9 protein-coding genes are annotated in these 14,162 nt (G+C 71.9%); 3 read left to right on the top strand and 6 right to left on the bottom strand.

Annotated features, from left to right (window positions below):
• The first annotated feature begins 2 nt into the window (after positions 1-2).
• Positions 3-851: a bifunctional 5,10-methylenetetrahydrofolate dehydrogenase/5,10-methenyltetrahydrofolate cyclohydrolase gene (locus tag ABZ865_RS22010; RefSeq protein WP_361232704.1), complete on the top strand. Its 849-nt coding sequence runs from the start codon at positions 3-5 to the stop codon at positions 849-851.
• Positions 852-896: 45 nt separating this feature from the next.
• Here ABZ865_RS22010 and ABZ865_RS22005 read toward each other — a convergent pair whose 3' ends face one another.
• Both ABZ865_RS22005 and ABZ865_RS22000 read right to left on the bottom strand, forming a co-directional pair.
• Positions 897-1,331: a hypothetical protein gene (locus ABZ865_RS22005; RefSeq protein ID WP_361232701.1), complete on the bottom strand. Its 435-nt coding sequence runs from the start codon at positions 1,329-1,331 to the stop codon at positions 897-899.
• Between the two features lie 46 nt (positions 1,332-1,377).
• Complete coding sequence (locus ABZ865_RS22000; protein WP_361232698.1) at positions 1,378-5,100, bottom strand: choice-of-anchor D domain-containing protein; 3,723 nt, start codon at positions 5,098-5,100, stop codon at positions 1,378-1,380.
• A gap of 259 nt (positions 5,101-5,359) precedes the next feature.
• On the opposite strand from ABZ865_RS22000, the gene ABZ865_RS21995 reads away from it, so the two are divergent.
• Positions 5,360-6,457 (top strand): glycosyltransferase, encoded by a 1,098-nt coding sequence (locus ABZ865_RS21995; protein ID WP_361232696.1) that lies wholly within the window; start codon positions 5,360-5,362, stop codon positions 6,455-6,457.
• Between the two features lie 132 nt (positions 6,458-6,589).
• On the opposite strand, the gene ABZ865_RS21990 is transcribed toward ABZ865_RS21995, so the two are convergent.
• Together ABZ865_RS21990 and ABZ865_RS21985 are read right to left on the bottom strand one after the other, a co-directional pair.
• Positions 6,590-7,615: an alcohol dehydrogenase gene (locus ABZ865_RS21990; protein ID WP_361232693.1), complete on the bottom strand. Its 1,026-nt coding sequence runs from the start codon at positions 7,613-7,615 to the stop codon at positions 6,590-6,592.
• A gap of 164 nt (positions 7,616-7,779) precedes the next feature.
• The gene (locus ABZ865_RS21985; RefSeq protein WP_361232690.1) at positions 7,780-8,442 is read right to left on the bottom strand and encodes a TetR/AcrR family transcriptional regulator; all 663 of its coding nucleotides are present in this window, start codon (positions 8,440-8,442) and stop codon (positions 7,780-7,782) included.
• 179 nt (positions 8,443-8,621) lie between these two features.
• Between ABZ865_RS21985 and ABZ865_RS21980 the strand changes: the two genes are divergently transcribed.
• On the top strand, positions 8,622-9,911 hold the full coding sequence (locus ABZ865_RS21980; RefSeq protein ID WP_361232687.1) for a YncE family protein: 1,290 nt from the start codon (positions 8,622-8,624) through the stop codon (positions 9,909-9,911).
• 60 nt (positions 9,912-9,971) lie between these two features.
• Here ABZ865_RS21980 and ABZ865_RS21975 read toward each other — a convergent pair whose 3' ends face one another.
• Together ABZ865_RS21975 and ABZ865_RS21970 are read right to left on the bottom strand one after the other, a co-directional pair.
• Positions 9,972-11,888 (bottom strand): cellulase family glycosylhydrolase, encoded by a 1,917-nt coding sequence (locus ABZ865_RS21975; protein ID WP_361232684.1) that lies wholly within the window; start codon positions 11,886-11,888, stop codon positions 9,972-9,974.
• Between the two features lie 129 nt (positions 11,889-12,017).
• Positions 12,018-14,114: a translation factor GTPase family protein gene (locus tag ABZ865_RS21970; protein ID WP_361232681.1), complete on the bottom strand. Its 2,097-nt coding sequence runs from the start codon at positions 14,112-14,114 to the stop codon at positions 12,018-12,020.
• Positions 14,115-14,162 lie beyond the last annotated feature (48 nt).

Raw genomic sequence — 14,162 nt, 5'->3', positions numbered from 1 at the left:
AGATGACTCAGGCCCGCCTCATGGACGGCACCGCCCTCGCCCGCCGCGTCGTCGAGGAGACCGCGAAGAAGGCCGCCGATCTCACCGAGCGGACGGGCAGCGCGCCCTGTCTGGCCACCGTGCTGGTCGGCGAGGACCCGGCGTCCGTCACGTACGTCCGGATGAAGCAGAACCGCTGCCGCACGGCGGGCATCGAGTCCCGGCACGTGGCGCTGCCCGCCACCACAACCACCGCCGAACTCGTCGGCGCGCTGCGGGAGTTGTCGGCCGACCCGGCCGTGCACGGCATCCTGCTCCAGCACCCGGTGGGCGACCACATCGACGAACGGGCCGCGTTCGAGGCGATCGCCCCGGAGAAGGACGTCGACGGCGTCACCTTCGCGTCCTTCGCGACGATGAGCTTCGGCCTGCCGGGTTTCGTCTCCTGCACGCCGGGCGGCATCATGCGGCTGCTCGACGAGTACGACGTCGACCCGGCCGGGAAGCGGGCCGTGGTGGTGGGCCGCAGCGCGATCCTCGGCAAGCCGGTGGGCATGCTGCTCCTGGGCCGGGACGCCACGGTGACGTACTGCCACTCGCGCACCGCCGACCTGTCGGCCGCGGTCCGCGAGGCGGACATCGTGGTCGCCGCCGTGGGCCGGCCGCGGCTGATCCGGGGTCAGGACATCAAGCCGGGCGCGGTGGTCGTCGACGCCGGTTACAACCCGGGGAACGTCGGTGACGTCGACTTCGACTCGGCGGTGGAGCGCGCCTCGCTGATCACGCCGGTGCCGGGCGGGGTCGGCCCGATGACGATCGCGACGCTGCTGGAGCAGACCGTCGACGCGGCCGCCCGACAGCTCGGGGACTGATCAGCGCGTCCCGGCGCCGCACTCGGCCAGGGCCTTTCCTCCGGATCAGGCATCCCGGGGGGCGATGACATGCCAGTCGAGGTTCACTCCGACGGTGTCGGCCGGCTGGGTGTCGCCGGTGTACGTGTACAGCGGAGAGCCGTCGTAGGTGACCTGCCGGCCGGGGCCGTCGGGCCGGGTGACCGTGCCGAGGGTGCCCGCGAGGCCGGGAGGCAGCCGGAGTTCGGTGCCGGGCTGGGCGAGCAGGGGCTTGCGGGTGACGGTGCACGCGCCGGTACAGGCAACGGTTCCGGTCGCCGTCTCCCGGTCGTACCGGTAGACGGTGTGGCCGTCGGGGTCCGTGTAGACCGGGCCCATGGTCTGGCTGTCGCCGACCATGAGAGTCAGCGGCGGTGGCTCGGGTGCCGTGGCGGGGGCGGCGGCGCCGAGGCACGTGGCGACGGCCGCGGCGGCCAGGAAGCAGGTCAGCGGTCCACGCATGTGGTCTTCTCCTCGTGCCCTCGGCGGACGATCGGCTCCCCCACCGTCAGTATCCGATCGTGACGCCGGAGACGCTGTGCTTGTCGGTCAGGCCGCCGGTGGCGCCGGAGAAGCCGACCAGCACGTTCTTCGGCAGGGTCACCGCCTTGTCGATGACCTGGGTGCCGTCGATGCTCACCAGCAGGTGTCCCGCGCTGGTCACGGTCACGACGACGGTGTGCGTGCCGGTCCGCAGGTTGGGCACCGCGGTCGAGGTGGCGACGTAGTTCGGGAGCGTGGTACCGCCGGTGGCCACACCCACGAAGTTGCTCGACGGCTCGGTGCTGTTCCTGTGGGTGTCCAGGGCGACCGCGATGCCGGGCAGCCCCGCGTAGCCGAGCCCGCCGCCGCCCACGCCCAGCGCCGTCGGGGTCGCTTGGGAGGCGTCGAGGAGGAGCAGGGCGAGGCCGTCGGCGCCACTGCCGCCGCCGATCGTGGCGGTGAAGCTGGCCCGCAGCCGGGCGGACGGCACGGCAGTGCTCTGGATGCCGGATCCCTTGGCGTCGGTCACGGCCTGGGTGAGGACCAGGTCGGTGCCGGACAGGGCGGCCGTGCCGTTGTACGTCCAGCCGTTGGGCCCGGGCGGCGGCACCGCGTAGGAGTTGGCGCTGAGGGCCACGTTCCGCACGGTGTGGATGTCGGTGCTGTCGCCGGTGCCGCCGGTGAAGGCCAGGTACGCCGTCGGCGTCAGCGACGCCACCGTGGTCTTCAGCACCTGGGTGCCGTCCATGGAGACGGTGAGGGTCTTCCCGGAGACGGACACGGCGACCGCGTGCGGGCCCGAGCGGAGGTTGGGCACGGCCGTGGTGGTCGAGGCGTACGTCAGGGATGAACCGCTTCCCGCGGTGGCGATGCCGACGAAGTTCGCCGAGGGATCGTTCCCGTTGCGGTACGTATCGAAGGTGACCGCCACGCCGGGCACCCCGGACCAGCCGAGCCCGCCGCCCTTCCCGCCGAGCGCCTTGGGCGTGGCCTTGGCCGGGTCGAGCAGGCTGAAGGTGAGGCCGTCGGCGCCGGTGCCGCCGCCGATGACGGTGGTGAAGGAGGCGGCCAGGCCATCGGTGAGGACGGGTACCGGGAAGACGCCCGAGCCCGCCTGATTGGCGGTCGCCTGGGTGAGCTGGAGGTCGCCGCCGGAGAGCTGGGCGGATCCGTTGAGCTGCCAGCCGCCTGCTCCGGGCGCCGGAACCGTCACCCTGGTGCCCGTGGTTCCGGTGCCCGTCAGGGTCTCGTTGTGCGGTCCGCTGCCGTCGTCGGCGGTGAGTTCGTAGAGGCCGCTGGCCGCGCCGACCGAGGTCGGGGAGAAGGTGACCGCCTGGTGCACCACGTCGTCCGGGCCGAGGACCTGGCCCTCGCTGATCGGGGTGGTGACGTTGAAGGGGGCCGCGGGTGCCTTGGCCTTGGTGATGGTCAGCGGGATGTTGCCGGTGTTGCTGATGTCGAACGTCTTGGTGACCGACTGGCCGACCGGGACCGATCCGAAGTCGGTCGACGTGGGCGTGATGGTCAGGTGGGCCTGGCCGGTGACCGCCGTGCCGGTCAGGTTCACGGTGGCCGTGCCGTGCTGCCCGGTGACCGACAACGTCCCCGTGTTGTTGCCGGCGGCGGTCGGGGCGTACTTCACCTGCACGGTGAAGGACTGCTGGGGCTGGACGACGGTGCCGTTGGCGGGCAGGCCGGCGGCGCTGAAGGGGGCGTTCGGCGGGGCGCTCGACGTGACGGTCTCGGGTTCGGTCCCGGTGTTGGTGAAGCTGACGCCCAGGGTCTTGGACGTCGTCGTGGCGACCGTGCCGAAGTTGAGCTGGGACGGTGTGGCGTGCAGGCCGGGCTGCGTGCCGTATCCGGTCAGGCCGAGGCCGTTGTCACCGAGATTGGTCGAGAAGGTGAGCACGGCGTTGTCCGGTCCTTGCCTGGTGGGCGAGAAGGAGACCGGTACGGAGTAGGTGTCGCCGGTCCGCAGGGTGCGGGGCAGCCCGGTGGGTGCGGCGGAGAACTGACTGCCCGCAGGTGTGCTGACCCCGTTGATGGTCACGTCCCGGGTCGCGGTCACGGTCGCCGTGGCCCGACCGGTGGACCCCACGGCCACCTGGCCGAAGTCCACCGCGTTACCGGTCAGCGCGGTGGTGGAGGGGCGGCCGAAGGCCAGCACCTTCCCGTCCCGGGTGCCGACGTAGACGCGTCCGCCGTCGGTGGCCGGCACGCTGAACTTGGAAGCGGTGCCGATCGGCGCGGACCACAGCATCTTCAGCGTCCCGTTCGCCGGTACGGCGTTGTAGGCACGCAGCTGCCCGTTGGCACCGTTGGAGCCACCGGCGTAGATCGACCAGGCCACGGCCGATCCCGGGGTCGTGCCGGTGGAGGTGATCACGGGCGAGCCGGAGGTGTAGCCGAAGGTGCCGGTACTGGAGCCGGTGTTGGTCAGTGTGGGCTGGCCGCTGCCGGAGAGGCCGTAGGAGAAGGCGCGCAGGGGGCCGCCGTTGCCGACGGTGTAGACGTAGCCGCCCTCGCCGCCGTACGCCGCGGGGTGTCCCCACACGCCCTCGTACGGTCCGAAGGTGCCGACGACCTTGTCGGTGCCGTTCGGGCCCTGGTTGCGTCCGCCGAGGTTGTCGCGGTCGAGCAGGAACAGGCGTCCGTCCTTGCCGATCTGGACGAGCAGGTGGGGGTGCTGGGCGGTACCGAACGTGGGCGCGGGCAGCGCGACCGGGCCGCCGGAGCCGAGGTCCCTGTCGTTCTGGTCGAGGGTGGGGGCGTCGCTCGGGCTGAAGAAGTCCTGGGCGGACATGGTGCCGTCGCTGTTGACGCCGAGGCGGACGACGGACTCGGACAACTGTCCCGGTGGTTGCGAACCCGGACCCGGTGCCGGGCTGATGCCGTTGCCGGTCGAGAGGATGATCCGGCCGGGGCCGTCGGAGACGAGGCCGCCGCCGCTCATCCAGATTCCGGCCCTGCCGTTGGCGGCGGAGTTCTCGGTGGCCCACAGCGTGGTGCTCCGGGTGGAGGTGTTGACGCCCAGGACGTAGCCGACGTACGGGTCGTGGTCGCAGTGGGAGGCGAAGGCCACGTAGACCGAACCGCCCATCAGGAGCAGACCGGGACGCTGGCCCGCGGTGAACGCGTTGAAGGGGTGGGCCGGGTCGTTGACCGGTGCGCCCGCCACCTTCACCGGCCAGCCGCTGCGTTCGGCGCCGCTGGAGGCGTCCAGAGCGTGCACGTACCAGTTGGGGTGCTGGGCGTCGGCGCCGTCGTTGACCTTCGAGGTCAGATACACGGTGCCGGTGGCCGAGTCGTACACCGGGGTCGAGGTGACGCCGATGTTCGGGGTCAGGTCACCGCAGCCGATGGCGGACGCGGGCCAGGCGGGGCCCAGGTCCTTCGTCCAGTTGATCGCGCCGGTCGCCGAGTTGAGCCCGTACACCTTGTTGTTCTCGGTGGCCACGATGACCCTCGAGCCCACGACCAGCGGCTGGGCGTAGACCTGGCCGTCCACGGTGGTGGAGAACTGCTGGCCGAAGTCGGAGCTGGAGACCTGGTCGGGCGCGAGGCCCGGTTCGTTCGCGTCCCAGCCGGTGCGGAGGGTGTCCTGGGAGACGGTGGTCTCGTCCGCCCGGTGTTCCGCGGCGCGGGACGACGGTACGGTCATGGCGCTCGCCAGCAGACATGCCGTCAGCAGGGCGGCGAGCCGCCCCGGTTGACGTACCCCGCCAGTCGTGGTGAGCCTGCTGAGCATGTGTGTCTCCGCTCGGATGCGCGTGCGCGGAGACCTCCGCGGTCCCGCCGGCCCCATGCTCGCCGGAGGCCGGACGGTTTTCGATCATTCCGGGGGCGTACGACGACGGGGTCCACCCGGACGGGCCAAGCCACGCGCGGCCGGGTGACGGCCCTGTTCCGGTTCTCCTGGCCGTCGCGGTCGCGGAGTTGGGCCTGCGCGGGCCGCAGTCCCGCCATACTGCCCGCCATTCGGGTTGCGATCATGGCGGCGGGGTGACGTGCCCCCCCTACGCCGGGCCGGGCACCAGGTGACACTGGTCACGCACGGCTGCTTCGAGCCGCTCGTGGCGGGCTCCGGGGTGGGATTCCACCCACTGCCGGTCGATCCGCGCGCGGAGTTGGAGTCGCCCCGGGGCCGGGGGCTGCACCGCAGCGCCAGCGGCACCGGGAAGCTGGTGCGGGTGGTCGAGCTGGCCCGGCGGCTGGTCGGGCGGATGACCGACGACCTGCTGGCGGCGGCGCGGCAGAGCGACGTGCTGCTGCTGTCGGCGTCGCTGGCCCCACTCGGGCACGCCATCGCCGAGGGGCTGCGGCTGCCGAGCATGGGCCTGTACCTTCAACCGCTGGCCCCCGCCCGGGAGTTCGCACCCCCGGTGCTCGGCGGCGGAACCTTCGGCGCGCCCGGCAACCGGCTCGCCGGGCACGGCGTGAACCTCGCCGTGGAGCGCCGGCTGTGGCCGGTGCATCACGGTTTCAGCCCGCTGGTGGTGCCCCGGCCCCGGGACTGGCGGCCGGGTCTGGGCGTGTGCGGCTACTGGTGGCCGTACGACGTCGAGCCCGGACTGCCGTGCGCCGTCGAGGAGTTCATCGAAGCGGGGCCGCCGCCGGTGTTCGTCGGGTTGGGCAGCGCCACCGTGCCGGACGCCGGCCGGCTCAGCGCGCAGGTCGTGGCGGCACTGCGGCGGGCCGGGCTGCGCGGGGTGATCCAGCGCGGCTGGGGCGGCCTCGCGGCGGACGGCGACGACATGCTGACCATCGGCGAGGTGCCGCACGCGGCGCTGTTCCCGAGGATGGCCGCCGTGATCCACCACGCCGGGGCCGGCACGACCGCGGCGGGGCTGCGCGCGGGGGTGCCGGCGGTGCCGGTACCCATCCAGTTCGACGAGAGGTTCTGGGCCGCGCGGCTGGTGTCACTGGGCGTGGCCCCGGCCGCGGTACCCCTGCGCGGACTCACCGTGGAGGCCCTGGCCACGGCCCCGCGCCGGGCGACGCGCGAGGCGTCGTACGGCGCACGGGCCCGGGCGCTCGGCGAGCGCATCCGCGCGGAGGACGGCGTGACACCGGTGCTGAACGCGGTGAACGCGCTGGGCGGCTGACCCTCGCCGACCCTCGTATGGCCCTGTCGGCCCTCGCCGCCCTTCGCCGGGCAGCCCCAAACGGCGGCCTTCACCCGGCAGCCCCGACTGGCGGCCTCAACCAGTGCCGCCAGTCGTCGGCAGCCGGTGGCCTCACCCCGGGGTCAGCACCATCCGGTAGCGGGCCTTGCCGGCCATCATCTTCTGGTACGCCTCCTCCGCGCGGTCCAGCGGCACGAGCTCGGTCATCGGGCGGATGTTGTGCAGGGCGCTGAACTCCATGGTGTCCTGCACGTCCTGCGCGGTGCCGGACGGGTGGCCGTGGACGCCACGGGCGGCCATGATCAGCTGGAAGGGGGTGATGGGCATCGGCTCGGCGTCCGCCCCGATCACCACGAGCTGTCCGCGCGGGGCGAGGCCGTCCAAGGTGGCGGCCATGGCCTCGGAGTTCCCTGCGGTGGCCAGGACGACATCGGCTCCGCCCAGGGCCTGCAGTGCCTCGGCGACGGGGGTGCCGGAGGTGCTGTCGACGTAGTGGTGGGCGCCGATCTGTTTGGCGAAGTCGGCCTTCTCGGGGCCACGGGCGATCGCCACGGTCTCGAAGCCCATCGCGACCGCGTACTGCACGCCGAGGTGTCCGAGGCCGCCGAGACCGACGACGGCGACCCGGTCCCCCGGCCGCGCGGAGCTGCGCCGCAGGCCGTTGAACGTGGTCACGCCCGCGCAGGCCATGGGCCCGGCGTCGACCGCCGACAGCGCGTCCGGGATGCGGGCCAGCGCGTCGCAGGGCGCGATCATCTTCTCGGCGAAGCCGCCGTCGTAGGCCCACCCGGGAACCTTCAGGCGCTCGCACACGATGAAGTCGCCCTTGCGGCACTGTGTGCAGTAACCGCAGCTGCCGCCGAACCAGCCGACCGTCACCCGGTCTCCGACCTGCCAGCCCCGGTCGCCGACTCCCGCGCCCAGCTCCTCGACACGCCCGGCGACCTCGTGCCCGGGCACCACCGGGAACATCACGCCCGGCACTGCCGCGTTCACGAAGATGGCATCGCTGTGGCAGATCCCGCAGGCCTCCACGGCGATCCTCACCTCGCCGGGCCCTGGCTGCGGCACCTCTCGCTCGACCAGCTCGAACGTGCCGCCGGCGGCGGTCACCTGCGCGACTCGATAGGTACTCATGCGCCTCTCCGGAGAACGGGTACGAAGGCCCCTCGACGGCCCCAGTCGGGCCCTACACGGCCTCGGTCCAGCACACCAGCTCCGGGCGGATCGCGCGCGCCGAACGACCCGCGACCGGCGGTCGTACGGCTGCTGACCTGGGACGACGTGAAGCGGGAGGAGCTTCACCCGGCCTCGGGGCGCCAGCCCTCCGGCCGCAGCAGGCCCAGCAGCTGACGCACGAGTTCGTCGACGACCTCGTCGAGGCTCGCGTCCACCCAGCCGGCGCTCCAGTCGTGCAGGAGGCCGTTGACGCTGCCGATGAAGGCCGTGGCCGCGAGCCGGTAGTCGCGCGGGGCCGCCTCGCCGCGGTCCACGGCGGCGTCGGCCTCGGCGCGGATCAGGTCGACCCAGCGGGCCCGGCGGGCGAGCCGCTGCTCCTCCAGGCGGGGGCTGACGCCGATGATCTCCACGAAGGCGATGCGGATACGGCGCGGGTCGGAGGTGACGTCGCGGGCGTAGGCGTGGAACAGCACGGCGACCCGCTCGGCGAGCGGCAGCCCCTCGGCCGCCGCGAGGGCGTCGAGCACGGCCTGCTCCGCCCAGCCGTTGACCTCCAGGTGCAGCGCGGCGAGGACGTCCTCCAGGGTGCGGAACTCCTCGTAGAACTGGCGGGTGGACAGGCCCGCGGCCTGGCTCAGCGCGGCGACCGTCGTGGTGCGGTAGCCGGGGGTGTCGCCGAACAGCCGGAGCGCCGCGTCGAGGAAGCGGCGGCGCCGCTCGGCCTGCCGCTCCTCGGCGGACCTGCCGCCGTAGCGGCCCGTCGCTGCCCTGAGTCTGCCCGTCACGCATCCCCCTCCGTTCCGTCCATCCACCGTCCGCCCACCGGTGCCCCGATCCCCTCACCACCGGTACCCCAATCCTGTCGTGCACACATCTTGTCGAGAAGGCCGCCCCTTCCTTACTTTTCAGTAAGTTCACTGTGAAAGCGCCCGTGTTCAGATTCTCCCGAGGAAAGAGAGCAGTCATGCCTGCCTCCAGAACCAGGCACCTGTGCTCCGTGGCCGCCGCCCTCGCCCTGACCGTCGCCGTCCCGGCGACCGCCGCCTCCGCCGCCCCCGCAGCATCCGCCGCCTCCGCTGAACCGTCCGCCTCGTCCGGTGCCGCGGATTTGCGCGAGGTGCTGTTCGTGGGCAACAACTGGGACGGCACCGCCGACGTCATCAAGTCCTCCGGCAACTTCGCGAAGGTCGGCCGGATCAACGTCATCCCCGACAAGGACCAGCGGATGGCGGAGATCAACGCCGACCCCATCAAGTGGATCTACTTCATGGCGATCCGCAACGGCGTCGGCGAGGGCCACGACCAGTTCGCCGACGACATGTACTCCACCCCGGACGGCCGGTCGGTCGTGGTCTCCCGGCCGAGCTTCGCCGATGTCGTCTCCATCGACCTGGCGTCCGGGAAGGTCAACTGGCGTTTCCCGGTGGCCGGTTACCGCGCCGACCACATGGCGGTCTCGCCGGACGGCACCCGCGTGGCCGTCTCCGCTTCGACCGCGAACACCGTGCACGTGCTGGACATCAACACCGGTCAACAGCTGGGGTCGTTCGCGACCGGCGACAAGCCGCACGAGAACATCTTCAGCAAGGACGGCAAGTACATCTGGAACATGTCCATCGGGGACGTCAACACCGCCCTGGACGACCCGGTCTGGGACTGGACGAAGGGCGACCGGCACATCACGGTCGTGGACGCGACGACGTACAAGCAGGTCAAGGTCATCGACATGCGGCAGCGGCTGGACGCCTACGGGCTGAAGACCTTCTCCGACGCCGTACGTCCGGCCGTCTTCTCCCCGGACGAGTCGAAGCTGTACTTCCAGGTGTCGTTCTTCAACGGCTTCCTGGAGTACGACGTCGCCGCCGACAAGATCACCCGGATGAAGACGCTGCCGAAGAACCCGGCCACCAGCGAGGACCGCACCACCTGGGTCAACGACTCGCGCCACCACGGCCTTTCGATGAACCCCGAGGGCACCAAGCTGTGCGTCGCGGGCACCATGGACGACTACGCCACCGTGGTCGACCGGGCCTCCCTCCAGGAGGGCCCGCTGGTCACCACGTCCAAACCGTACTGGGCCACGGTCAGCGGTGACGGCAAGGACTGCGTCGTCTCCGAGAGCGGCGCCGACCAGGTCACGGCGATCGACTTCGCCACCGGCCGCAAGGTGACGTCCGTCCCGGTCGGCGACCACCCGCAGCGCGTCCGCCTGGGGCACGTCCAGTCCGACTGGACCGGCCCGGCCGGAAGCTGAGCCTTTGTCGTACGGCCTCCGGGGTGCCCCCACTCGCCCCGGAGGCCGTGCCCCCGCCTGTCAGAAGCGCGCCGCCGCCCAGGCGGCCAGCTCGGACCGCGCCGCGCCCAGCAGGTCCGCCGAGGGCGCCGTGGCCCCGTTGGTCACCAGGGCGTAGTGCAGGGCGCCTGTGCCGGCCTCGGTCCCGGTGCCGGTGCCGGTGCCGGTGAGCAGCAGCCGTCGGCTGCCGGTGCCGCCCGGTTCGGGGGCCACGCCGAGCGGGGTGGAGGGGCCGTAGGCAGGCGGCCCGTAGGCCGTGCCCAGGTCGGAGACGACGGTGGTCGCCGAGGTGGGGAAGGTGGCCGGGAGGTGCAGTTCGGTGGGTGCGGTGCCGTTGCCGGAGCGCCACACCAGCAGCCCGTACTGACCCGACCCCACCAGCCGTGCCACGTTCGGCAGCGCGCTCGGCACCGGGTTCCAGGTCAGCGTGGTCGAGCCGTCCCGGGAACGGTCCTCGTAGGTGAAGGCCAGGGCGGTGCCGGCGGTGGCGCTCGGGTAGACCCGGTCGAGGAGGCGACCGTCCTGACGGAGGGTCGCGTGTCCTGAGTCGTCGAGCCGGACGGCGGAGAGGTCCTCGTCGTTCCAGGCGTCGCCGGTCGTGCGGACCTTGTCCGGGTTGCCGTTCATCAGTTCGTGGTGGCGGCCGCTGTAGAGGTCCCACTGCCACTGCGAGCCGGACAGCACGGGACCGGAGGCGGCCGGGTTCGTCCACCAACTCGCCCCGGAGATACGGGAGTCGAGCGCCTGGTACATCGCCTTGAGCACGGTGGGCGCCTTGTCGGAGACCGTGCCGGACAGCGGGTGCCCGAACTCGCTGACCACGGCGGCGGTCCCGGCCGCCGAGGCGCGATCGCGGACGGCGCCGAAGTCGGAGGCGTACTGTCCGTCGGCCGCCTTGCCCCACATCAGGATGCCGGAGATGGCCTTCTGGTCGTAGAAGTGGGTGTTGAAGACATAGCGGGGGCCGAGCGTGCCCGCGTCCAGCAGGCCGCCCTCCTGCTTCTGGGTGGAGATGTTCGCATTCCAGAAGAGGTTGGGCTCGACGAGGGCGGGTTTGTCCTGCCAGCCGGCCGCGTCCATACGGGCGCGGAACTTCGCGTAGAACGGCCATAGCAAGTCGCGCTCCCAGACACGGGAGGTCTGCCCGGAGTCGTAGCTGCCCGCGTACGGCTCGTTGTACGGGTCGAAGCCGACGATGCCGGCGAACTCGCCCTCGTCGAGGTGCTGTCGGAGGTACGTCATGGCCGACTGGGCCGTGGTCAAAAAGGCGTCCTGGAGGCCGTGCGCGTTGTGCCAGAAGTCGTACTGGGCCTTCTGCACGGCCGCGTTCTGGGTGATGTTCTGCCCCCAGAAGAGGCAGATCCCGCAGTACTCCTTCGGATAACTCCCCGCATCCACCGCCCACTTGGGGGCGCCGTCGCCCGTGTACCAGCTGCCGGTGTTGAAGAGGTGGCGGGAGTAGAGGTCCTGGTGGAAGTCCGGGTACACCCGGATGCCGGCGTCCAGGAAGGCGCGCATCTGCTCCGTGACGGCGGCCAGGTAGGCGGTGTCCGTCTGGCCGCGCACGGGTTCGGCGTGCGCCCAGGAGAGCAGGAAGCGGACCGCGTTGCCGCCGCCCAGGGCGCGCAGCGCGGTCGCCGACGTGCGGGCGTCGGCGACCGATGCGAAGGGCAGGCCGCCGTTCTCCTCCAGCTTGGTCTCGCCGGAGACGTTGTAGCCGCGCAGCACGATCTCGCGGCCTTGGCCATCGGTGAAGCGGCCGTTCCGGACGGTGAGCGGGGCGCCGTCGAACCAGAGGGAGTCGGAGGGTGCGGCGTGGGTGGTGGGGTTGAGGGGGGTGGTGGGGGTGCCGGCGGTGGCGGGCCGGGTGCCCGCCGCCGTCAGGAGTCCGCAGAGGACGACCAGGACAAGAAACAGACGCGCCCTGACGGTGGACATGCACTCCACGGTCCGGGGACACGGGGAGAGCGTCAATACTGCTGACTCAGAAGTAAGGTGACTATCAGTCAGCGATCGACTCTCAGTCAGAGCTCTGACCAGCCAGCCAAAGCCAACCAACTTCGTGGCTCAATCACCCACCCGGCGCGTCACGTTCAGCAGATACTCCTTCCGGTTCAGCGGGTTGTGGTCGGTGCGCGGCCGCTCGGGGACCGGGCCCCTGGTGATGGGCGCGTAGTGGTCGAACGCGGTCTCCAGCTCGCCCTCGCCCCGCGTCAGTCCGGGCAGCCGCTGCTCCAGTTCGTGGACGCGGGCGGCGGGCACCGCACCCTCCAGAACGCAGGCCTGGCCGTGCGTGCCGGTCGTCTCCGGTACCGCGCCCAGCCGGGCGAGCACCGGCAGCAGGGCGCCGAGCGTGTCCGCCGGGGCCTCGAGGCGGAAGCGGTGCATCGGCTCGTACACCAGGGTGCCCGCCCGGCGCAGCGCCTCGACCAGGACCAGCGGGGTCACGCCCCGGAAGTCGTAGCCGGTGCTGGACATGCTCTTGTCGAAGCCCTGGTGGGCGTGGCTCTGCCGGGGCGAGTAGCCGGAGTGGGTCATGGTGACGGTGCAGTCGGTGACCTGCCAGCCGTGCAGCCCCTGGCCGAGGGTCTCGCGGACGGTGTCCTCGACGGCCTTGAAGAAGGCGTACGGCATGGACCCGAGCTCCACCTCCAGCCGGAACTCCACGCCCGCTCCGGTCGGGGCGGGGTCGACGCGCAGGCCGACGGTCGCGAGGAAGGGGTTGGGGTCCTTCTTGTTGAACTCCACGGCCCGCCCGCTGCCGACCGGGCGTTCGATGCACAGGGTGGTGGTCTCCCGGAAGGTGACGTCAAGGCCGTACTCGTCGGCGAGGGTGGCCTGGACGACCTCCTTCTGCACCTCGCCGTAGAGCGAGACGGAGGTCTCCCCGCGCAGTTCGTCGTGGCGGACGCCGATGAGCGGGTCCTGTTCGGCCAGCTGGGTGAGGGCGAGGTGGAGGGAGCGCCGGTCGGTGCCGGGGCCGGGCACGACGACGGTCTCCAGGGTGGGCGGCGCGAAGTGGTGCTCGGGCGCCTTTCCCGGCAGCCCGAGCGCGTCGCCGATCCGGATGCCGCCGAGGCCCCACACCTTGGCGATCCGGCCCGCCGCCACGCTGTCCTGGCGCGGGTCCGCACCCTGGTCGAAGACGGTGAGCGCGGTGACCCGGCCCTCCTCACGGCCATCCTCGAACGCCCTGCGACCGCCCCCGAACGCCCCACGGCCGTCATCGAACACCCCACGGCCGTCCCCACGAACCCCACGGCCGTCCCCGGACAGCCCACGACCGCTCCCGGACACCTCGCGACCGTCCCCGAACGGGACGCGGTCGCGTACGCGCAGGGTGCCGGTGAAGATCCGCGCGTAGGCGATCTTCTCGCCGGCCGGGCCGCGTTCGACCTTGAACACCGTGCCGGACAGCGGGCCGTCCGGGTCGCCGTCGGCGGTGGGCAGGAGCTGCTCGATGCCGCTCATCAGCTCGGTGACTCCGGCACCGGTGATGGCGGAGCCGAAGTAGACCGGGTGGACCAGGGCCTCGCGGGTCTGTCCGGCCAGGGCGGCACGCAGGCGCCGGCGGGACACACCGCCGTTGACGTAGGCGGCGAGCAGGTCGTCGTCGTGGTCGGCGAGCGCGTCCAGCGCGGTCGGGCCGAGCCCGGGGACGAAGCGGGCGGCGCGGGTGCCGAGCCCGGCCGCCGTTCCCATCGGGACCAGCGGTACGGCGAGCCTGCGGGCCATCTCGTGGAGCAGGGCCTGGTCGCGGGCACCGCGCCGGTCGATCTTGTTGACGAAGACGAGGGTGGGGATGCGCAGCCGTCGCAGGGTGCGCATGAGCACCCTGGTCTGCGCCTGGACGCCCTCGACGGCCGAGACGACCAGGACGGCGCCGTCGAGCACGCCGAGGACGCGCTCCACCTCGGCGATGAAGTCGGGGTGGCCGGGGGTGTCGATGAGGTTGACGGTCACCGAGTCGAGCGGGAACGACACGACCGCCGACTTGATGGTGATGCCGCGCTGCCGCTCCAGCGCGAGGGTGTCCGTCCGGGTGCTGCCGGCGTCGACGCTGCCGATCTCGTCGGTCACTCCGGCGGAGTGCAGCAGCCGTTCGGTCAGGCTGGTCTTACCGGCGTCGACATGGGCGAGGATTCCGAGATTGAGCAGAGGCACTGAGCGTGATGTCCTTCGGCATGGGTGGGATTCCTTCCTGGGTGGACA

Origin of the sequence: Streptomyces sp. NPDC047085 (genome assembly GCF_040643735.1) — a bacterium.
Classification (GTDB): Bacteria; Actinomycetota; Actinomycetes; order Streptomycetales; family Streptomycetaceae; genus Streptomyces.
This window is presented reverse-complemented; position numbering and strand designations above follow the sequence as displayed.

What these genes read in the sequence shown, in the direction of transcription:
- ABZ865_RS21980 (WP_361232687.1), top strand. Translation starts at nt 8,622, where the DNA reads ATGCCTGCCTCCAGAACCAGGCACCTGTGCTCCGTGGCCGCCGCCCTC.
- ABZ865_RS21975 (WP_361232684.1), bottom strand. Translation starts at nt 11,888, where the DNA reads ATGTCCACCGTCAGGGCGCGTCTGTTTCTTGTCCTGGTCGTCCTCTGC.
- ABZ865_RS21990 (WP_361232693.1), bottom strand. Translation starts at nt 7,615, where the DNA reads ATGAGTACCTATCGAGTCGCGCAGGTGACCGCCGCCGGCGGCACGTTC.
- ABZ865_RS22010 (WP_361232704.1), top strand. Translation starts at nt 3, where the DNA reads ATGACTCAGGCCCGCCTCATGGACGGCACCGCCCTCGCCCGCCGCGTC.
- ABZ865_RS22005 (WP_361232701.1), bottom strand. Translation starts at nt 1,331, where the DNA reads ATGCGTGGACCGCTGACCTGCTTCCTGGCCGCCGCGGCCGTCGCCACG.
- ABZ865_RS22000 (WP_361232698.1), bottom strand. Translation starts at nt 5,100, where the DNA reads ATGCTCAGCAGGCTCACCACGACTGGCGGGGTACGTCAACCGGGGCGG.